The sequence below is a fragment of the Amycolatopsis sp. lyj-23 genome, from assembly GCF_046549135.1.
Lineage (GTDB): Bacteria > Actinomycetota > Actinomycetes > Mycobacteriales > Pseudonocardiaceae > Amycolatopsis.
Genome location: NZ_JAJPWN010000002.1, coordinates 253,773 through 274,341, shown reverse-complemented (window position 1 = coordinate 274,341; position 20,569 = coordinate 253,773). Strand labels below are relative to the sequence as shown.

Annotated in this window: 14 protein-coding genes; 6 read left to right on the top strand and 8 right to left on the bottom strand. The window is 73.1% G+C overall.

The window, feature by feature from the left end:
• Positions 1–179 precede the first annotated feature (179 nt).
• The 3 genes from ACLJPY_RS04160 to ACLJPY_RS04150 all read left to right on the top strand — a co-directional run bounded on the left by ACLJPY_RS04160 (position 180) and on the right by ACLJPY_RS04150 (position 5,259).
• Positions 180–1,625 (top strand): hypothetical protein, encoded by a 1,446-nt coding sequence (locus ACLJPY_RS04160; protein WP_410586660.1) that lies wholly within the window; start codon positions 180–182, stop codon positions 1,623–1,625.
• A gap of 80 nt (positions 1,626–1,705) precedes the next feature.
• Positions 1,706–3,679 (top strand): hypothetical protein, encoded by a 1,974-nt coding sequence (locus ACLJPY_RS04155; RefSeq protein WP_410586659.1) that lies wholly within the window; start codon positions 1,706–1,708, stop codon positions 3,677–3,679.
• Positions 3,680–3,702: 23 nt separating this feature from the next.
• Positions 3,703–5,259, top strand: a complete 1,557-nt coding sequence (locus ACLJPY_RS04150; RefSeq protein ID WP_410586658.1) for a hypothetical protein — start codon at positions 3,703–3,705, stop codon at positions 5,257–5,259.
• Here ACLJPY_RS04150 and ACLJPY_RS04145 read toward each other — a convergent pair.
• The 6 genes from ACLJPY_RS04145 to ACLJPY_RS04120 form a co-directional block, all read right to left on the bottom strand.
• Positions 5,250–7,310: an NTPase gene (locus ACLJPY_RS04145; protein ID WP_410586657.1), complete on the bottom strand. Its 2,061-nt coding sequence runs from the start codon at positions 7,308–7,310 to the stop codon at positions 5,250–5,252. The two genes, ACLJPY_RS04150 and ACLJPY_RS04145, sit on opposite strands and share 10 nt — an antisense overlap.
• Positions 7,311–7,319: 9 nt before the next feature.
• Positions 7,320–8,060, bottom strand: a complete 741-nt coding sequence (locus tag ACLJPY_RS04140; protein ID WP_410586656.1) for a hypothetical protein — start codon at positions 8,058–8,060, stop codon at positions 7,320–7,322.
• A gap of 126 nt (positions 8,061–8,186) precedes the next feature.
• Positions 8,187–9,212, bottom strand: a complete 1,026-nt coding sequence (locus tag ACLJPY_RS04135; protein ID WP_410586655.1) for a beta-propeller fold lactonase family protein — start codon at positions 9,210–9,212, stop codon at positions 8,187–8,189.
• Between the two features lie 369 nt (positions 9,213–9,581).
• Positions 9,582–11,030, bottom strand: coding sequence for a non-reducing end alpha-L-arabinofuranosidase family hydrolase (locus ACLJPY_RS04130; protein ID WP_410586654.1), 1,449 nt, complete (start codon positions 11,028–11,030; stop codon positions 9,582–9,584).
• A 304-nt stretch (positions 11,031–11,334) separates the two neighbouring features.
• Positions 11,335–12,387, bottom strand: a complete 1,053-nt coding sequence (locus tag ACLJPY_RS04125; protein WP_410586653.1) for an alpha/beta hydrolase — start codon at positions 12,385–12,387, stop codon at positions 11,335–11,337.
• 53 nt (positions 12,388–12,440) lie between these two features.
• Entirely contained in the window at positions 12,441–13,772 is a 1,332-nt protein-coding gene (locus tag ACLJPY_RS04120) for a cytochrome P450 (RefSeq protein ID WP_410586652.1), read from the bottom strand.
• A gap of 158 nt (positions 13,773–13,930) precedes the next feature.
• On the opposite strand from ACLJPY_RS04120, the gene ACLJPY_RS04115 reads away from it, so the two are divergent.
• Positions 13,931–14,761 (top strand): SAM-dependent methyltransferase, encoded by an 831-nt coding sequence (locus tag ACLJPY_RS04115; protein ID WP_410586651.1) that lies wholly within the window; start codon positions 13,931–13,933, stop codon positions 14,759–14,761.
• On the opposite strand, the gene ACLJPY_RS04110 is transcribed toward ACLJPY_RS04115, so the two are convergent.
• Entirely contained in the window at positions 14,728–15,663 is a 936-nt protein-coding gene (locus ACLJPY_RS04110; protein WP_410586650.1) for a helix-turn-helix domain-containing protein, read from the bottom strand. The genes ACLJPY_RS04115 and ACLJPY_RS04110 overlap by 34 nt on opposite strands.
• A gap of 63 nt (positions 15,664–15,726) precedes the next feature.
• Between ACLJPY_RS04110 and ACLJPY_RS04105 the strand changes: the two genes are divergently transcribed.
• Positions 15,727–16,551, top strand: a complete 825-nt coding sequence (locus ACLJPY_RS04105; RefSeq protein ID WP_410586649.1) for an MBL fold metallo-hydrolase — start codon at positions 15,727–15,729, stop codon at positions 16,549–16,551.
• Between the two features lie 31 nt (positions 16,552–16,582).
• Here ACLJPY_RS04105 and ACLJPY_RS04100 read toward each other — a convergent pair whose 3' ends face one another.
• Positions 16,583–16,945, bottom strand: a complete 363-nt coding sequence (locus ACLJPY_RS04100) for a DUF488 domain-containing protein (RefSeq protein WP_410586648.1) — start codon at positions 16,943–16,945, stop codon at positions 16,583–16,585.
• Between the two features lie 547 nt (positions 16,946–17,492).
• Between ACLJPY_RS04100 and ACLJPY_RS04095 the strand changes: the two genes are divergently transcribed.
• Positions 17,493–20,492, top strand: a complete 3,000-nt coding sequence (locus ACLJPY_RS04095; RefSeq protein ID WP_410586647.1) for a BTAD domain-containing putative transcriptional regulator — start codon at positions 17,493–17,495, stop codon at positions 20,490–20,492.
• The last annotated feature ends 77 nt before the right edge of the window (positions 20,493–20,569 follow it).

Here is a 20,569-nt window from a genome sequence, read left to right as displayed (position 1 = left end):
ACCGGACACGGATCCTCCCTCGGTTCGGTGCAGCGGACCAGCCTTCCCGAGCGGGCTCCGCCGCCGGATTCCCGCGGGAGGGGAGTTTTCGCCGGATTTTCCGCGGACTGCCACCGGCTGCGGTGATGCGCTACGGTGACCGACCGTCGGCGGTGGGATCGCTTGTCGGGAGCGGCGTCATGGGAACCAGCGGGGCGAAGCCCGGGAGCAAGCCCGAGCGCGAACGGCTGCGGCACCAGCTGCTCGCCGGCGGCTGCGAACCGGCGCGGATCGCCGCCGAAATGGCGCGGCGCTGGCAGTTCAACCCGCGCCAGGCCTGGCGCTACACCCACGGCCTGTCCCAGACCGCGGTCGCGGCGCGCTGCAACGACCTGCTCGGCGACGGCCGCGCCCCGATGACCGGCAAACGGATCAGCGAATACGAGGCGTGGCCGCGGCGGGGCACCCGGCCCACCGTGCACGTCCTCGCCCTGCTCGCCCGCGTCTACGGCACCGTGCCCCGCGTCCTGCTCGGCGACGACGAACTGCCGCTGCTGCCCGAGCCGGAACGGCTGGTGTTCGACCAGCTCCCGCCGGCCGAGCCGGCCACCGCCACCGCTCCCCCGGCCGCCGCCTCCGGGCCCCTCAGCGCCGCCGCGGTCCGCGCCGCCGCCCACGCGTCCGGCGCGCACGCCGAACGCGCCGAAGTCACCGAAGTCGGCGCCATCACCCTCGAACAGCTCGACCACGACGTCGTCCAGCTCGCCCGCACCTCGATCCGCGCCCGGCCCGCCGAGACCTTCGGCGAGCTCGTCCGCGTGCGCGACCGCGTCTACCAGCTGCTGGGGCGGCGCGCCCACCCCGCCCAGCAGTCGCACCTCTACCTGCTCGCCGGCCAGACGTGCGGGCTGCTGGCCAACGCCAGCATGGAGCTGGGCTGCTACGGCGCCGCCGCCGAACAGTCGCGCGCCGCCTGGGTCTACGCCGAGATCACCGGCCACAACGGACTCAAAGCCTGGCTGCGCGGCACCCAGGCGCTCATCGCGTTCTGGTCGGGCAACCCGCGGGAGGCGGCGAACCTGGCCCAGGCCGGTCGCGAGCTCCTGCGGCACGGCACCGGGTTCGTGCGGCTGTGCAACATCGAAAGCCGCGCCTGGGCCCACCTCGGCGACGTCCGCGAGACCCGGAAGGTCATCGGCATGGGCCACCGCGCCCGCGACCACGCCACCGAGCCCGAGCAGCTGCACGACCTCGTCGGCGGCGAGTTCGGGTTCGACGAGGCCCGGCAGTCCTTCTGCAACGCCGGCGCCTGGGTGCAGCTGGGCGAGCCGGCGCTGGCGATCGAAGCCGCCGAACGCGCACTGCGGCTGTACACCACCGACGCCGAACGCCACCGCCGCTACGGCGGCGAGGCCTCCACCCGGCTGGAGATGACCGACGGGTACCTGGCCGCGCGGGAACTGGACGCCGCCGACGTCGCACTCGACCCGGTGATCAGCACCGCCGCCACCGCCGGTGTCGCCCACTTGGCGACCCGGCTCTCCGGCATCTGCGCGACCCTCGACACCCCGCCCTACCGGAATTCCCGGGAAGCCAGGGAGCTCGCCGAACGGATCCGCGCCCACCCGGTGCTCACGGGGGCCTGAACGGCGACGCCGGGCGGCAGGCGGGTGCGGGTATCGCCATTCGCTCGTACGAGGACGCGGGACCTCCTACGCTCACTGGTGTGGACGGCATAGACAGCCTTCGGCACGCCATCAAGACCATTCCCATCCCCGGTGCTCCGCCCCGCCTGTCCCGGCAGGGGGCCGCCGTCGGGCTCGCGCTGCTGGACACCTCGCTGCGGCTCAACCACGTGCGCCGGCTGACCGAACGGCTGACCGTCGTCGAGCACGGCACCGCCCGGCGCAGCACCGAGGTCGACGTCAGCCTCAAACTGCTCGACGAAGGCCAGCGCCAGGCCGGCACGCAGCTGCAGGACCTCATCGGCCGCGAACACGGCGAGCGGGCCACCTCCAGACCGGACCGCCAGCGTTCCCTGTGGGTGCCGCTGGCCCGGCTGCCGCGCCGGGACGCCAGCCCCGTCGACGTGTTCGACAGCGCGGGGCAGAAACTGCCGCGGCTGACCCAGCACGAAGCGTCCCGGCTGGTCGCGGCCGGGCTCTACCGGCTGCTGCGCGGGATCCTGGCCGGCGACGAGAACGCCCAGACCGCCAAGCACGAGCTGAACATGTTCCTGTTCCAGGTGCACGAGCCGCGCTGGCTGGTCCAGCAGGCGCTGCTGACGCTGCTCACCGAGCGCAACCACCCGGACGAGGAGTTCGCGCTGGCCGGCGCCGACGGCACGGTGCATGGGTACGGGCGGCAGTGCCGGGAGCTGGCGCTGGACATCCTCGACGGCTGTGCCGGGCTGCTGGTCGAATACGCCTACCTGCTCAACGTCGCGGTCCGCGACTACATGCTCGTGGTGGCCCTGGACGACTCGGCCGAAGAACACCGGCTCAGCTACGAAACCCCGCTGCACGTCGACGCCCGGCAACCCGTCGCGAAAGAGCAGTGGCGGCGGCTCGCGGCCAGCCGCCGCGGCTACGTCGTCAGCTACGAAACCGTCATCCCGGCGACGCTGAAGTCCTACCACCTGGTCGCCCGGACGGCCCCGGAAGCCGAAATCTCCCGGATGTACCTCTCGACCGACGCCGACGAGCACCAGGTCGGCTGCCTCGCCGAAGACCTGGCTTCGCTGGCCGAACGCCAAGACGCCGCGCCGCTGCAGGAAACCGACGGCGGCCGGCACAAGATCCTCGAACTGCAGGCGCAGACCGTGCTGCGCCGCCTGGCGGACCTGCTGCGCCGCCGCAAGTGGGAGGCCGGCCAGTCGGGCGTGGAGCTGTCCGCGCGCAGCATGCCGGCCTGCCACCGGCTCGCCGCCGCGGCCACGACGGGCGAAGCGGTGCGGACGGACTCGGGCGAGCTGGACAACTCGCTGCGGCGGCACCCGGAGTTCACCGCCGCGAACCTGCGGGCGGCCGCGCGCGAACTGACCGACCGCGAGTTCGGCCAGGACCTCGTCCTGGTCAACGGCATCGCCGACAACGAGGCGCGGGCGTACTGGCGCCGGTCCGGCGGCCGCGACCCGCGCGGGGACCACGTCCGGGTGCGCGCGACGCTCGTGCTCAAGGACTCGACGAAGTCCGGGCCGCTCAACGTGACGTTCTACGCCCTCGCCGTCGCGGCGGTCTCGTTCGTGCTCGGCTGGCTGCTGGTCGGCCGGCCGTGGCCCTACGGCCGGGCCGCCACCGAAAGCCTCGGCCACATCGGCGACGGCCAGTCCGTGATCACCATGCTGCTGCTGTTGCCCGGTTTCCTCTACAGCCGCCTGTCCCTGCCGCCGCGGCGCACCGTGCTCGGGTACCTCGGCACGCTGCCGCAGGCGCTGGTCCAGCTGAGCATCGCCGCCGTCGCCGCGTTCGCCGCGGCCGTCGCGACGCAGAGCCGGGGCGAGGTCGTGCAGGCCACCCTCACGGTCGCGGTCGGGCTGCCGGTGCTCGCCGCGTTCGTGCTGCTCGGCCAGGCGTCGTGGCGCGAATCGGCGATCCCGCTCTCGCGCATCGGGGCACCGCGGTGGGCGGGCGCCGGGGCGTGGGACCGCCGCAGGCCGCTGGAAGCCGACGTCCGGTTCGACTCCTCCGGGGGGCGGTGAACGTGCGCGGTCAACGGATCTCCGTGCGGAACGTGGCCGACCTGGCCCGGGCCGGCTTCGAGATCGCGCGGCAGCCGATCACCGAAGTGGACTTCGAAGTCCACCACGCGATGGCCCGCCACGGCTACCTGCGCGACCTGGTGGCCGCCGACGCCGACCGCGCGGTCTTCCTGGAGACGCTGTGCTCGGCCACCAACGGCGCCGGCGTCGTGATCGGCACCCGCACCCGCCGGCCCCCGGACGGCACGGAACCGGCCGCGCCCGCCGCCGACCCACCGGCGGCGGTACGCCCGCACCAGAGCGACGGCGGCTGGGTGTTCCACCGGACGACCTCGCCCAACCCGACGTTCATCTACGAGTCCGCGCAGACGTTCGAAGGCCTGATCGCCGTCGACCCGGCGGCCGGCGAGGTCTGCGAATGGCACGGCCTGGCCGTGCGCGACCTGCTGCGGGAGATCGCCGACGCCGCGGCCTCGCTGGTCGGCGCGCCGCTGCTGTCCCTGCAGTGCCCGGTCCAGCTGCCGACGATCGTGAAGACCCGCAACCACGACCTGCGCACCCGCAAGGAGGTCGCGTCCCCGTGCGCGTCACTGGCCGTGCGATTCGCGATCGCGTTGCGGGACGCGTCCGCCGCCGCCCGGTTCGACCTGGCCGACCGGTTCCGCGAGCTGTGCGAAAAGCACGGCTACGCCTTCTGGCTCGCCGACACCCGGCCCGGTCACCGGCAGGGGAACTGGTTCGAGGTCTGCCACGCCGACGGCTCGTTCTCCCCGCTGTACCGCGGTGATCTGCGCTCCCGCCAGCGGATCGGCACGTGCCTGCCGGTGACGTTCGTCGGGCCGGCCCGGGTCGGCTCCACGCACGCCATCGTCTCCTTCCTGCAGCGGTACCCGCAGGTGGGCGTGGTGGGCTGCGCGGGAACGACGCTGTCGGACGTCGCGTTCGTCCACCTGCAGCTGGCGATCCACGGCGTGGCCGCCGACCGGCTCGGCCGCATCCTCGGCAAACTGCTCGCCGAGCCCTCGACCCCGGCCCGGCCGGACAAGCTGCTGCGCGAGCTGTTCAAACGGCTCGGCCTGCCGCCGGACCCCGAGGGCCCCGGCACGTCCCCGCAGGACCCCACCGGTGACTACCAGACCTTCGCGGGTCCGGCGTTCGCCTACCGCCCCGGCCAGATGCCCGACTCGCTGGCCGTGTGGGTGTCGTGGGAGATCGCCCGCCAGCACCAGGGCCTGGCCGCCCCGCTGGACTGCCTGTACCGCGCGCTGGACCAGATCGCGCCCGAGGTGCCCGGGGCGACGGCGGGTTCGGCGGTCCCGGCGGGCCGGCTGGCCACGGTCGAGTACCTCATCTGCCGCGCCACCGAGCAGTCGGTGCTGCGCGGCAAGGCGAAGCTGGCCCTCCCCCGTTCGGTCCTGCGCTGCTTCTCCGCGAGCGGCGGCGAACCACCCGCGTCGAAGCTGTGCGCGGCGCTGGAGGAGGCGTGGAAGGCCCACGTGGACCGGTCCGGTGTGGACGGTGTCAGCGAGCTGACGGTGGCGTGGCGCGAGTCGTGGCTCGGCCACTGGACCTACTCCTGAGGTGCCCGGACCGGCTGGGCCCGGCCGAGGCTTCGCTGCAGGCGTACGTGCCGGAACCGGTAGACCGCCCCTGCCTGCCGCAGCACGCCCCGGCGGTGGGCGTCGGCCAGGAACGCCATCGCGCGCCACGGGAGTTGCCCGGTCAGGGCGAGCCACGCGCGGGCGACGACCAGGCCGCCCCACGCCGAGCCGAGGCCGAGGGCGAGCACGCCGACGAGGCTGAAGGTGAGGCTGGACACGACGACGGTCCAGGCGGAACCGGCGGCTCCGATCGCGTACACGGCGCCGAACAGCGCACCGCCCAGTGAGCCGAGGAACAGGACGCCGAAGCGGTCTGCGCGAAGGACGGAACCGGGGTCGACCACCCGGGCGGTGTCGGCGGGCTGGGTGACGAGCCCGGCCAGGCCGACGGCCAAGCCGACACCCAGTCCACCGGCCAGCCCGGCACCGAACCCCGCCGCCAACCCGCTGACCAGCGCGGCCGCCGCGCCGGCCGAAACGATGATCACCAGCGCGGTCGCCGACCGGCGGACGTTGTGCCGGGCCGGCAGGTTCGCCCGCAACGGACCGGGCACCCCCCGGCGTTCGTCCAGCAGGGCGCCGGCGGCTCCGGCCACCAGCCCGACGGGCAGTCCGGGGCCGGTACCGAACATCATCGCGCCGGCCAGCCCGAAGACCAGCCCGGTCGGGAGACCGCCGGCGAGCTTCAGGACGAGCCACAGCGGGAAACTGGACACCAGGATGCAGCCGAAGACGAACCGCAAGCCGGCGGGACCGGGCAGCGACCCGCCGGCGAGCGCGCCGAGGACGCTGAACGTCAGGGCGGTGGACATCCGGGGCACCGCCTTGGCGAACTGCCACCAGGCCACCTCGTGCGAACCGTCGCGGTCCAGCCGACGGGCCAGTGCGCTGAGCCAGTGGTGCGCGCGGTCCGCCGGCCACCGGCCCGCATCCGCGGCGCGCCGCCGGTACAGGGAGGGCACGAAGACCGCCAGAAGGTGGTCCTCGATCTCCGCGGGTCCGGGGAACGAACCGGTGTCCAGCAGCTCGGCGGGATCGTTGCGGCGGTCGTCGCTGTAGATCGCCCGTGCGAGCCCGACCATCAAGGGGCTGGACAGCACCCGCAGCAGGTTCGCGGCCGCCGGGGTGGGCGGGTTCGCCCGCAGGGCCGCGATGATCGGGCTCCACGCCGTGCCGCCGTCGGCGGAGCGCGCCGTCCGGGGCAGGTAGTCGGCCAGGTCGTCGACGGTGGTGTCGCCCAGTTCGACCACCGCCGCCCCGGTCACGACGTCGGTCTCGGTGACCGCGGCCCGGAATTCGGCCGTTCGGCTGGTGAGCACGAACGGCAGGGTGCAGGCGTTCAGCATTTCGAGCGCCGCTCGCTGCCACCCGACGGCGATTTCGTCGAAGCCGTCCAGGACGGGCAGGATCCGCCGGGTGCTGAGCAGGTCGGCGGCGATCGTGGTCCCGTAGCGGCTGCTGTGGTCCATGCCGGTGTAGTTGCGCACGAGCCGGCTCTCCAGCCAGCGGGTCAGCGAGATCGCCTCCGGGTTCCAGGTGCCGAGGTCGAAGATGACCGGCACCGGCTCGGCGGGCGTGCGATGGGACAGCAGGTCCACGGTGAGTCGCATGGTGAGGACCGTTTTGCCCGCCCCCATCCGGCCGAGCACCACGAGCCTCCGGGAGGGGATCTGCCGGAAGACGTCCACGATCCGCTCGAGCCGCCCGGCCAGCGCCAGCGGCTCCGCGGCGGCGCCGGGCGGGACACCCCGGATGTTCGCCCAGTGGTCCATCACCTCCGGCCCGGCGACCTGCCAGCGGACGGCCAGCGGCAGCGGATCGTGCACCCGCCGGATGTCCTCCTCCTGTTGCCATTGGGCCAACACGGCGTGGGCCAGGCCGTCGGCGGCATCGTCGAGTTCGTCGGCACGCCGTCGCCGCCGCCACTCGTGGATGTGCAGCCCGCCGTGCACCTCGCCGGCCTGGACGACGGACTGCGCCGCCGAGCCGCTGATTTCGTTGCGGGGGTACCGGCTTTCGTGCTCCGCCACGGCAGGCGCCTACTCGGGTCCGTGCCGGAGGCCGCCGTCGAGGTGGCCGACCTGGATCGCCGTGCCGAAGCTCCCGCCGGTGATGAGGTTCGCCGCCCCGGTCGGCCGCGGGGTTTCCGCCCCGGCCGGCGCGGGGTCGTTGTCGGCGCCGAAGCCGTGGGTCAGCAGGTCGCCGCTCGGCCGGGGGACGTACAGGTGAACCGTGCCCGAGTACTCCTTGACCCCGACCCGGCGGGCCACCACCAAGGACGAGGGCAACCGCGCGTACTCCGTCTGCAGGACGTCCTCGAAGACGCGCTGCGACAACGCCACAGCCACGAAGGTCTGCCCGGGATCCGATCGGGTGAGCAGCTCGCGCACCTCGGGCGCGTCGAGCAGCCGGTGCGTGGTGACCACCGCGCCGCCGATCGCGGCCGCCGAGCCGGGCCCCGGCCCCGGCTCCAGGACCGGGCCCACGTTCAGGCTCGCCCGCATCCGCAGCCGCACGCGCCCCGCCGTGGCGGGCAGCCGGGCGTCCCGCTCGGCCAGCACGTCCTGCAGGGCGTCGAAGAACCGCATCACCACCGCGGGCAGGTGGCTGGTGCCGAAGCCGAGCCCGAAACCGTCACCGGTGCCGTGGGGGAACAACGCCTCGCGCCAGACGTGACCGAGACCCGCGCGGTCGAAGGCGAGCGCGAGGACGTCGGGGATGGCCTCCGCGAGCGTCGCCTGCCCGCGGTCGGACTGACCACCGAACTCCTTCGTGTCCACAACCAGTGCCGCACGGTACGGTGGCAATTTCTCCTCGCCCGTCATCCCACTCCCAGCCCGGATTTCGCGATGTCGCACGCTATCGTGACGACCTCGTCCGGTCGGAAATGTGACAGGTATTGTCAATCAATTGTCCGTTTCCCGCGAACGCGGGTCACGAAGTGACAGCCAGACCTTCCGGTTCGCTGCCCACGGGCACGGTCGCGATGACGGTGTCGTCGCGATGTCGATCACCGACATCGAGCCCGAGGCCGAGTTGGTGACGAAGACGTAACTGCTGTCCGGCGCCGCGGCCACGCCTTCGGGCTCGTTCTGCACCGGGATCGACACCGGCTGGTTGCGGCCCAGCACGGTCACCGTGCCGGAACCGGCGTTGGCGACGTAGACCTGGCCGCGCGGGGTGACCGCGATCCCCATCGGGACCTGCCCGACCGGCTGCGTCGTCATCAGCGTCGGCCCGGACGCGCTGATCGCGTTGACGCTGTTCGCGCCGGTCGCCGCCACGTAGACCCGGTCGCCCGCCGGGCTGACCGCGATCCCGGCCGGGAAGCGGCCCACCGGCAGCGTGGCCACGACCTGGTCCGAGGCGACGTCGATGACCGACACCGTGGCCGCGCCGTTGTCGGTCACGTACACCCGGCGCCTGTCCGGGCTGGCGGCCGGGCTGTGCGGGAAGCGGCCGACCGGGATCTCCCCCACGACGGTGTTCGCCGCGGTGTCGAGCACGGAGACGGTGTCGGCGCCGAAGTTCGTCACGTAGGCGTGCGAGCCGGCGACGGCGACCCCGAAGGGGTGCAGGCCCACCGGCACCGTGGCCACCGTGGAATACGTGTGGGCGTCGATCACCGAAACGGTGTCGGAGAGCTCGTTGGTCACGTAGACCCGGTCGCCGTCGGGTGCGGCGCCCACGCCCACCGGCGAGTGTCCGACCCGGACGGTCGCGACCACCTGCTGCATCCGGGTGTCGTACACCGTCACGTTGTCGGAACCGCTGTTCGCGACGAACACCTGCACCCGGGAGGGATAGGCGTGCGCCTCCGGGCACACGGACGCGAAAGCCAGCAGCAGCACCGCCAGCACCCGGCAGGCGCGGGGTGTTCCGGCCGATCGCCGGGCACGCGGAATCGTCTCCGCGTCATTGCCGAATGACATTTCCTTCTCCCCGTCGAGGAGCCAACCTGTCTTGCCCGGAATCGAAGGCCGTTCGGATGTGCTGATCGGACACCTTCGGGGAAGCCGGTCGGCGAAGCGCTTGTGGCGCGCCGTTTCCCCGGCCCGGATGACGCTAGCCGACGGATCGAGGAACCTGCCACCGGAACAAGATCATGATCGCCTTGACGAGTGAACACCGCGGCGGAGACGTTTTCCGCCGCATAAACCTTTTCGACCCGTCCGGGTGTCACCGAACGGCACGGACGAGATGGTCCGCGCCATTTCGGCGAAAAGGTTTCGCAAAAGAAGGGGAGCCCCAGCCGGTGGACGGCTGGGGCTCCCCTTCTTTTGCGGTCGTCGCGGATCCGGCTAGCGCTGCAGCGTCAGCAGGCCCGGCCGCCACGGCAGCTGGTCGTACGGTCCGCTGGCGTTGGGTGCTTTGCCCTGGTAGAGCAGCTGCAGGTTGCAGGGGTCGACGGTCATGGTCTGGTCCGGGTTGCTGCGGACCAGGTCACCGTGGCTGATGTCGTTGGTCCAGCTCGCGCCGCTGTTGGCCTTGCCCGCGAAGGGGTTGCTTTCGCTGGCGGCCTGGGGCGTCCACGAACCGCTCAGGCTGCTGGCGGTGAACGAGCGGAAGTACCGGCCGTTCGCGCCCATCGCCTCGACGATCATCAGGTACTGGTTCTGGCCCTGGACCTTGTAGACCTGGACGGCCTCGAAGAGGTTGGCCTGCGAGTCGCTCATGACCGTCGTGTAGTTCGAGCCGAAGCTGCCCGGGAAGTTCCCGATCGGCATGCTCGCCCGGTAGATCTTGCCGTTGTCCCCGGCGAAGAACAGGTACATGTTCTGCCCGTCACCGATCAGCGTCTGGTCGATCGGGCCGGTGCCGGAGCCGGAGATGCTGCCGGTGAACAGCGGCTGCGGCGCGGACCACCCGTTGGGGTTGGTCGGGTCGCTGGAGGTGCGGTAGATGAACGGCCAGGCACCCCACTGGTAGGCCAGCACCCAGATGTTCTTCGGGGCGAAGTAGAACAGCGTGGGCGCCACCGTCGAGGAGCTCATCCCGGTCTGGCCGGCCGAGGCCATGTCGGACCAGTTGGTGAAGGGGGTGAAGGCCATCGAGCCGTACGTCGATCCCGAGACGTTCGACGCGTAGACCAGGTGCTTGCCGTTGTAGACGACGTTGGTGAAGTCCTTGAGCGAGACCCACCCGTTCTTCGGCTGGGCCAGCGCGCCCGTCGACGACCAGTGGTAGGACGACGGGAGCGAGCAGCTGCCGCCGGGGCTCGTCGGGGTCGTCGGTGTGGTGGTCGGCGTGCCGGACAGGCCGGTCCACTGCTGGTTGCTGCCGCCGTTGCACGTCCAGATCTCGACCGCGGTGCCGTTGGCGGTGCCGGCTCCGGTGACGTCCAGGCAGAGGCCGGACTGCACGCCGACGATCGTGCCGTCGGCGTTGACCCGCCACTGCTGGTTGGCCCCGCCGTGGCAGGTCCAGATCTGCACGCGGGTCCCGGCGGTGGTCGCGCTGCCCGGGACGTCGAGGCACTTGCCGCCGAACACCGTCAGCAGGCCTGCGGACGTCGAGGTCCACTGCTGGCCGGCGCCGCCGGAGCAGTCGTAGATCTGCAGGGAGGTGCCGTCGGTCTGACTGGCGTTGGGGACATCCAGGCAGCGGCCCGAACCGGTACCGCGCAGGGCGCCGGTGGAGTCGGCTTGTGCGGCGCCGGCGCCCCACAACACCGTCACCGCGACCGTCGCCGCGGCGGCGAGGACGGCGATCAGGTGCCGGCTCCCGCGACTGAGACTTGCTCTTTTCATGACGACCTTCTCCCGGTCAGCTACCCGCCGTTGGACGGCCAGATCGGTTTCGCTGTTATCGCTAACATGCGTCGCGCAAGCCTGAACTTCCCGGGAAGGGGTTGTCAATGCGGCGGCACCGGCCCCGGCGACGTGGCCGCCGGGGCCGGGCACCTTGCCTCTTCACAGCACTACACGGAGTCCACACAGGACGGTGCGGCCGTGAAAGTTACACGGCGGACCGGACTCCGGCGGCGCCGGAACGCGGTCTGTGGTGCGCCTTCGAAACTTTCGCTCGATCACTTGCGGTGACACGGGTTGCGCGTCAGCGGCCGACCTTGCGGTTCGCCCAGTCGATCACGGCCCGGAAGTAGTCGGGCGCGTTGGGCGCGTAGTTGATCGCGTGCCCGTAGCCCCGCAGCGCATACGTCGTCAGGTCCACGCCGGGGCCGTAGTACGGCGTCTCGGAGGTCTTGATGCCGGCCGCGGACGAGCAGTCGGTGGCCAGCAGGCCGCAGAACACCGTGTCCTGGCCCAGCACGACCATGACCGGCCGGTCGATGAGCAGCGAATAGGGCGCCACGATCCCGACCGGGAACAGGTCGGCCGCCTGCTCGTAGGCCGAGGTGTCCTTCGTCGCCTCGTCGAACGCGATCACCCCGTCCACCTTCGGGCCCGGGGCGTGGAAGATCGCGTAGCGGCTGCCCGGCACCGTGGTCAGGTACCCCGGGTCGTAGCCGCCGGCGGCGAACCGCGGGTCGAGCAGGGCCGGGTAGGTGGCAGCGAACACCGCCGTCGTGCCCGTGACGTTCAGCCGGTGGGCCAGCCCGGTGACCAGCACGGCGTCGACGTCGTGGAAGGTGCCCGCTTCGATGCTCGCGGTGCCGGAGCCGAACGAGTGCCCGGCCAGGATCACCTTGCCGAAGCCCGGTCCCCGCGCGCCGGAGCGGACGGCCTGGATCACCTGGTGCACCACCGCGGCCTCGGTGATCGTCGTCAGCACCGCGCTCGGCGGCGTGGTGCTGCCTCCGGTCCCGAGGCGGTCGAGGGCGAGCGTGGCGTACCCCGCGTTGTTCATCGCCAGCCGGTAGGACCGGATCTCCGGCTGGTACCCGATGTCCCAGTACGAACTGTTGTACGTGCCGCCGGGGACGAGCACCTGGACCGTGCCCGCACCACCGGCCGGCACGCACAGGGTGCCGTGCATCGTCTGCGGCAGCGCCACGAGCGTCACCGGGAAGTACAGGTCCCGGCAGCTCGCGCCGTCCGCTCGGGCGGACACGGGCACCAGCAGGAAGCCGAGGGCGACCAGCACGAGCACGGTGGCCCGGTGACGGCGGGCGGCGGCGCGGTTCGCCGCAGCGAGGAATCCGAACACGGAAACAACCTCCGGGAGGTAGAGCGTCGATCAGGAAGGAGCTGGGCAGGCGGTCACCGGGTCCGCCGGGGAACGACCGTCATGGGCATCCGGTCGGGGTAGGCGGCCGAGGTGACCGTCACGCGCACCGGCACGCCCGGCACCGGCAGCAGCTCCCACCCGGCCAGCACGGTGGCCGCCACGAGCGTGATTTCCAGCTGCGCGAAGGCCTGCCCCAGGCACTGCCGGCCGCCCGCGCCGAACGGGATGTAGGCGCCCCTCGGCACGCGCGCCGCCCGGTCGGGCAGCCAGCGATCGGGGTCGAACCGGGCCGGGTCCTCGTGGAACCCCGGATCGAAGTGCAGCGCGAACGGGCTGAACATGACCTCCGTGCCGGCGGGCAGCCGGACCCCGCCGAGTTCGACGTCCCGCAGGGCGCGGCGCATGAGGAGCCAGATCGGGTACATCCGCAGGACCTCGCGGACGACCCGCTGCAGGTACCCCAGCTTGGCCACGTCCGGGAAGCTTGCTGTGCGGCCGGCCAGCACTTCGTCCACCTCCGCCCGCGCGCGCCGTTCGACCTCGGGGTGGCGGGCCAGTTCGTGGAAGAGCCAGGTCAGCGCGACGGCGCTGGTCTCGCTGCCCGCGGTGAGCAGCGTGCTCACCTCGTCGTGGACCTGGCTGTCGGTCATGCCCTCGCCGGTGTCCGGGTCCCGGGCCAGCAGCAGCGTGGACAGCAGGTCGCCGTGGTCCTCCCCGGTGGCGCGCCACCCGGTGACGACCTCCCCCACGACCTGCCGGAGCCGGTCGACCGCCCGGTCGAACCGCCGGTTGGCGGGCACGACCGGCAGGTGCTCGAGGAACCGGGGGGAGAGCGCCCGGACCATCCCCGCCTTGAGGACCACCGGGATCGACCGGCGCGCCTCGGCGACGGCCCGGCGCCCCAGTTCGGTGGCGAAGAGCGTCTCCCCGACGACGGTGATGGCCAGCCGCTGCAGGTCGACGTCCAGCCGGCGGACCTCGCCCGCGCTCCACGTGCCGGTCAGGTCCCCGGTGACCCGCACCATCGTGTCCGCGTAGGCGGCGAGCCGGGTGGTGTGGAACGCCGGCTGCACCAACCGGCGCTGCCGCCGGTGGAACGCGCCTTCGGACATGACGAGCCCGTTTCCCATGAACGGCCGGAAACGATCGAAGATGATCCCTTTCGAGAAGCTGTTCCCGGCGCCGACGAGGACTTCTTCGACCAGCTCGGGACTCGTCAGGAAATACGTCTCCAGCGGACCGAGGAACAGCCGCACGACATCGCCGTGCGCCCGCAGGGAAGACGTGAACGCCACCCGCTGCCGCAACAGCGACGGGGTGTGTCCCAGCAGGATCCGACGGCCGGGCGCGACCGGGACGTTCATGCCCTCTCCTTGGCTGCGCGGAAGAGGACTGCCACCTTAGGCCCATCCGGCGGCAGCCGACAGCACCCCATCGGCTGAAGCGGTGTCACACCGATGGGCCAATCAACGCGCCGCGCGGGTGAGTACATTCACCGTGCCGAAGCAGCGAGGAGCGCGCCGTGACACGACACCGGGAACAGGAATGGGTGCCGCCCGGGATCGACACGACGAAACCGAGCAGTTCCCGGACCTACGACTACCTGCTGGGCGGGGCGCACAATTTCCAGGCCGACCGCGACGCCGCGGAACAAGCGGAAAAGATCATGCCCGGTATCCGCGACGTCGCCCGGCTCAACCGCGCGTTCCTCGGCCGGGTCGTGCGGACGCTGATGGGTTCGGGCGTCCGGCAGTTCCTCGACATCGGCTCGGGCATCCCCACCGTCGGCAACGTGCACCAGGTCGCCGAGGAGATCGACCCGCGGTGCCGGGTGGTCTACGTCGACCGCGACCCGATCGCCGTCGCGCACAGCAGGATGCTGCTGGGCGCGAGCGAGCACGCCACGATCGTGCACGCGGACTTCGCGGACCCCGACGCGATCACCGGCGACCCGCAGGTACGCGGGCTGCTGGACTCCGGCGAACCGATCGGCCTGCTGATGGTGGCCATGCTGCACTGGATCCCGCCGGAGAGCGACCCGCACGGACTCCTCGCCCAGTACCGCGACCGCGTACCGACGGGCAGTTACCTGGCGATCTCGCACCTGGTCAGCGACCGGGACAGCGACCGGATCAACAGCGCGGTCGGCACGTTCAACCGCGCCAGGGGCCACGACCAGGCGACCACGCGCACCTACGGCGAAGTGGCGACGATGTTCGGGGACTTCGAGCTGATCGAACCGGGACTGGTCGGCTGCGCGCTGTGGCGCCCTGGCGGTCCCGGCGACATCTCCGACGACCCCCGCGCCAACACCCAGCTCTACGGCGGCGTGGCCCGGAAGACCGCCGCCTGACCGCCACTTTCGTCCACAGCGGACACTCCGGGGAACCGTCCGCCCGCGGCCGCCCGCACGTGGTCGCGGAACGCCGCCGGTGTCGTCCCGGTGCGGTGGTGGAAGTACTTCGAGAAGTTCGACGCGTCCTCGAACCCCAGCTCCGCGGCGATCCGGGCCACCGGGTCCGGCCCGTGGGCGAGCAGGCGCTTGGCCTCGAGCACGATCCGCTCGTCGATGAGCTGCTTCGCGCTCAACCCGGTGTTGTCCCGGGCGAGGCGGTTGAGCGTGCGGGTCGAGTAGCCCAGTCTGGCCGCGTAGGCCGCGACCTGGTGCCGGGTGCGGAACTCCTTCTCCAGCTCGTCGCGGAACCACACGAACGCCGGGTGCGTCGGCGCGCGGCGGCCGGGGCCCTCCGGAACCGCCAGCACCAGCAGCAACAACGTCGCCGCCAGCGCGCGGGCCAGCGCGGCGTCCCGCAGGCCCGTGACCGGGGCCGAAGCCGTGGCCAGCGCCGCCGGGAGCGCGGCCGCCGCGGGTGTGCCCGCGACCGTGGCCGCCGCCCAGTGGTTGGGGGTCGCCACGCCGGCGGCCCGGATCAGCTCCCACGTGCCCGGGTCGATCGCCGACGGCGTGAACAGGAACGCCGGTCCCTCGATGTCGGCGACGGCGCCCCACTGCTGGACCTGCCCGGCCCGCACCCACAGGACGTCACCCGGCGCCAGCGGATGGCCGGTGAAGTCGACGGTGTGCACCGCCCGGCCGGTCTCGACCGCGACCAGCAGGTCGAAACCCAGGCGCTGCGGGGCGTCGAACTCGCGCGGGCCTCCGCGGGCCCGCATCCGCGCCAGCGACGTGAGCTCGACCTCGCCGGTCACCCCCGGCGGTGGCTCGTACCGGACGGGCCGGATCGGTTGTCCCATTTTCACCATGATAGGTCCCGTCACGACCGTGAAACGCGCCGGTCAGCTTCCTACGCTGTGGTCATGACCGCGAAATCGACCACGAACCGCCTCGACTACCACGTCCTCGACGCCGCCGACACCTCGCTCAACAAGACCAGCGTGCTGGTCAGCGGCGAGACCGAAGCCGCCGTCGTCGACGCCGCGTTCACCCGCGCCGACGGCCACCGGATCGTCGCCGCCGTCCTCGACTCCGGCAAGCGCCTCACGACCGTGCTGATCACCGCCGGCGACCCGGACTTCCACTTCGGCGCCGAAGTCATCGCCGACGCCTTCCCCGAAGCCGTGTTCCTCGCCCCGGCCGACGTCATCGCGCACATCCGCGACTCCTACGAGGACAAGCTCGCCGCCTGGGCCCACCTCGGCGCCAACCTGCCCACCCGGCTCGTCACGATCGAGCCGCTGACCACGCCGTCGATCACCGTCGACGGCGTCACGCTCGACGTCCGTCGTGGCAGCACGGCACTCGGCGACCGCTCCTGGTACGTCTTCGAACCCGCCGCCCGCGCCCTGCTCGGCGGAGTCCTGCTCTTCGAAGGCCTGCACGTCTGGACCGCCGACACCGCGGGCCCCGACCAGCGCACCGAATGGCTCCGCGTCCTCGACGACCTCGAAGCCCTCGAACCGGCGCTCGTCATCGCCGGCCACCGGACCGCCGGCGCACCGACCGACCTGACAGCCATCCGGCACACCGCCGAGTACCTGCGCTCCTTCGAGAAGACGCTCGCCGAGAGCGCCGACGCCGCGGCGGCCGAGGAGCGGCTGCTGGCCGCCTACCCCGACGCCGGGCTGCAGATCGCGGCGTCGCTCGGCACGAAGGTGGCCAAGGGCGAGCTCACCTGGGGCTGAGGCGGGCCGTGGCCGGGTGGCCCCACCCGGCTCACTCCCCCGTCAGCACCGCCGCGAGCACCGCCGCCTGGCTGATCGCCGGGGATCCGCTCGCCGTCAGCAACGTCACCGGGCCGGTGCCGGCCAGTTCGCGCAGGCGCTGCAAGGCCGCCAGCCGGTCGGGCTCGCGCAGCTCCGCCCGGTAGCGCTCGGCGAACTCCGCGAACCGCTCCGGGTCGTGGCCGTACCAGGTGCGCAGCTCGTCCGACGGGGCCAGGCCGCGGTACCAGCCGTCGAGCACGACCGCGGTGCGGGCCGTGCCGCGTGGCCACAGCCGTTCGACGAGCACGCGGACGCCGTCGGCGGGCCCGGCCGGGTCGGCCAGGCGCGCCACCCGGACGACCGTCGGCTGCATGCGCGCATTCTGCGTCGAGCGGGGACGAGCCGCCACCGGAACCGTCACCGGCCGTGCTCCCCGCGCGGCGGGCGGCGAGCGCGATGAGCAGGAAGGGCAGCCCGCCGGTGGCGCCGGCCAGCATGGTGACAGCGGACAGCGTCGGCCCGGTGCCCGGCGTCCAGCCGAGGCCGAAGACGGCCCGAGCAGCGGGACGTGGTGCGAGCGCTGCAGGCCGGGGAGCCAGCCGCGGAACGCCGGTGCCGAGCAGGTCCCCGCGCGGGAGGAAGGACCGCGCGGGGCTACCGCGGGCGGCAGCAGCTGCACCGGGCAGCGACCCGGCACAAGGGCCACCACGGCGACCGTGGAGGGGCCGCCGTGGTGGTCCTACCCCCAGCTCGTGCCGCCCGTGGAGCGGCAGCCGAATCCGCCGGTACCACCCGGCGGCCGAGCCGGCCGCGGACATCGCCGGGAAACGTGCCCCGCGGCTCCGTCAGGATGGCGGACCGGGGCCGCCCCACACTTGCAGTACGCTTGCACACCCGATCGGGGGAACGGAGGTGACCGGGTGGAGTTCCGCGTCCTCGGCGCCGTCGAGGCGGCCGCGGACGGTGCCCCGGTCGACCTCGGCTCCCGCAAGCAGCGCCTGGTCCTCGCCGTCCTGCTGCTGGAGACGCCCCGCCCGGTCACCCTGGACCACCTCGTCGACCTGCTCTGGCCCGACGATCCCCCGGCCAGCGCGCGCAACACCGTCCAGGCGCTGGTTTCGCGGCTGCGCGCGGTGTTCCGCGCCGCGGGCGGACCCGAGCTCGTCACCGAAGGGCACGGGTACGTCCTGCGCGCCGACCCGGACACGATCGACGCCCACCGCTTCACCGCCCTGACCCACCGCGCCCGCGCCGCGAGCGACGAGACCGCCGTCGAGCTGTTCGACGAGGCCCTCGCGCTGTGGCGGGGCGACGCGCTCGCCGGGGCCGCGTCCGCCGACGTCGCCGGACTGCTGCTGGCCGGGCTGAACGAGGCCCGCTGGAGCGCGCTGGAAGACCGCATCGACGCGCAGCTGCGGCTCGGCCGGGGCCGGGAGGTGCTCGCCGAGCTGACGACGCTGGTCGCGGCGCACCCGCTGCGGCAGCGGTTCGTCGGCCAGCTGATGCTCGCCCTGCACCGCGAAGGCCGCACCGACGCCGCCCTGGCCGCCTTCCGCGGCCTGCGCGCCCGGCTCGTCACCGAACTGGGGCTCGACCCGGCGCCCGAGCTGACCCGTCTCGAGTCCGCGATCCTCGCCGCCGACCCGGCGCTGGAGCCCGCGCCGGAACGGGCGCCCGAGCCGGTGCGCCCGGCCCAGCTGCCCCACGACGTCCGCGGCTTCACCGGCCGCGCCGCGGAGCTGGCCCGGCTCGACACCCCGGCGGATCCCGGTCCCGGGGCGGACATCCGCGTGGTCACCGGCACCGCGGGCGTCGGCAAGACCGCGCTCGCCGTCCGCTGGGCGCACCGCGTCCGCGACCGGTTCCCCGACGGCCAGCTCTACCTCGACCTGCGCGGGTTCGATCCCGACCACGAGCCGCTCACCCCGGCCGGCGCGGCCGGGCAGCTGCTGCGCGCGCTGGGCACCGACCCGCGGGCGATCCCGCCGGACCCGGACGGTCGCACGGCGCTCTGGCGCTCGCTGCTGGCCGACCGGCAGGTGCTGGTGGTGCTCGACAACGCCCGTGACAGCGCCCAGGTGACGCCGTTGCTGCCGCCGTCGGGCACGGTGCTGGTGACCAGCCGCCAGCGGCTCGGTGACCTCATCGCCCGCACCGGCGCGCGGGCGGTACCGCTGCCGGTGCTGCCGGCCGAGGATTCCCGGCAGCTGCTGGAAACCGTGCTCGGCCCGCCGGCGGTCGCCGCCGAACCCGCGGCCGCGGCGGAGCTGGCGCGGCTGTGCGGGCACCTCCCGCTGGCCCTGCGGCTGGCCGCGGCGAACCTCGGCGCCGGCGAAGCGTCCGGGATCGCCGAGCTGGCCCGCGAACTCGCCGACGGCGATCCCCTCGCCGGGCTGAGCGTGGACGGCGCCGAGGAAAGCGCCGTCACGACGGCGTTCTCGGTGTCCTACCGGGCGCTGCCCGCCGAGCACCGCCTGCTGTTCCGGCGGCTGGCGCTCGTGCCCGGACAGACGTTCACCGCGCCGGTGGCCGCGCAGCTCGCCGCGGTCCCCGAAGGGCGGGCGGGCCGGCAGCTCAAGGCCCTCGCCGCGGCCAACCTCGTCGAGCGGCACCTGCCCGGTCGCTACCGCTTCCACGACCTGCTGCGCAGCTACGCCGGCGGGCGCGCCACCGCCGACGACCCCGCCGCCGAACGGGACGCGGTCCGGCGCCGGCTGTTCGACCACTACCTCGCACTGGCCGACGCGGCGGGGCGGCTGCTGATCCCGCACTTCCTCCGGCTGCCGCGGCCCGAACCGGAGCAGCCGTTCGACGGCACCGAGGACGCACTGGCCTGGCTGGACACCGAATGGCCGAACCTCGCCGCCGCCGTCGAACACGCGGCGGCGCACGGCCCGCGCGAGCACGCGTGGCACCTCGCCGACGCGCTGCGGGCGTTCTTCCACCACCGCGGCCACCACACGGAGTGGATCGACACGGCCACCACGGCGCTGGCGGCCGCCCGGGCCGCCGGTGACCACCGGGCGCAGGCGGCGATGCGGCTGTCCATCGCGCTCGCCGGGGTCAACAGCGGCCGCTACACCGAAGCCCGCGCCCACCTGACGACGGTCCTGGCCGACGGGCTGGCGGCGGCGTGGCCGGCCGGGCGCGCCGCGGCGCTCAACAACCTCAGCGCCGTGCACCAGCGCCTCGGCGACGCGCACGAGGCGATCGCGTGCGGCCTGGAAGCCTTGCGGCTGTGCGAAGAATCGGCGCTGCCGGGCATCACGATGGCGCTGGCCAACCTCGGGTTCGCCTGCGGCCAGGTCGGCGACTTCGACGCCGCGCTCGGCCATTTCGGCCGCGCGCTGGAGATCGCCGAACGCGATGGCGCGCGGTTCGGCGTGGCGGTGCTGCTGGTCGATCTCGGGCACGTCCACCGCGACCTCGGGAACGCGGTCGCGGCCGAGTTCTACGAACGGGCGCTGACCGCCAACCGGGAACTCGGTTACCAGTACGGCGAAGCGGCGGCCCTGTCGGGCCGGGCGGTCCTGGAGGCCCGGGCGGGCGACGGCACCCGCGCGCTCACCGACGCGGCCGAAGGGGTGGCGCTCACCCGCCGCATCGGCGACCGCGGCACGGAAGCGTCGGCGCTGGCCGCGCTCGGCGAAGTCTGCCTCCGCTTGGGCCGCCCGGCGGAGGCGGTCGAGCACTTGGCCGCAGCACTGGACATCGCCCGCGAAACCAGCTTCACGTGGTGTGAGGCCGCGGCGCTGACCGGACTCGCCGAAGCCGCTCTCGCCTCGGGTGACCCGGATTCCGCACGCACCCACGGCGAAGCCGCGGCCAAGCTCGCCGCCCAAGCGGGCTACCGGCCACTGGAGACCCGGGCGGCACGGACCTTGGCCGCCTCGGCCGGCGGCGGGCCCGCGGCGGAGTAGCAGTCGTCCTTCTCCTGCTGCGCAGGCAACTTCGCAAGGCGGCATAACCGACGAAAGGGTCACCCGCGTCCCGTACC

Excerpts from the sequence above, each read along its gene's own strand:
- ACLJPY_RS04160 (WP_410586660.1), top strand. The coding sequence starts at position 180 with ATGGGAACCAGCGGGGCGAAGCCCGGGAGCAAGCCCGAGCGCGAACGG.
- ACLJPY_RS04135 (WP_410586655.1), bottom strand. The coding sequence starts at position 9,212 with ATGTCATTCGGCAATGACGCGGAGACGATTCCGCGTGCCCGGCGATCG.
- ACLJPY_RS04130 (WP_410586654.1), bottom strand. The coding sequence starts at position 11,030 with ATGAAAAGAGCAAGTCTCAGTCGCGGGAGCCGGCACCTGATCGCCGTC.
- ACLJPY_RS04120 (WP_410586652.1), bottom strand. The coding sequence starts at position 13,772 with ATGAACGTCCCGGTCGCGCCCGGCCGTCGGATCCTGCTGGGACACACC.
- ACLJPY_RS04110 (WP_410586650.1), bottom strand. The coding sequence starts at position 15,663 with ATGGGACAACCGATCCGGCCCGTCCGGTACGAGCCACCGCCGGGGGTG.
- ACLJPY_RS04105 (WP_410586649.1), top strand. The coding sequence starts at position 15,727 with ATGACCGCGAAATCGACCACGAACCGCCTCGACTACCACGTCCTCGAC.
- ACLJPY_RS04100 (WP_410586648.1), bottom strand. The coding sequence starts at position 16,945 with ATGCAGCCGACGGTCGTCCGGGTGGCGCGCCTGGCCGACCCGGCCGGG.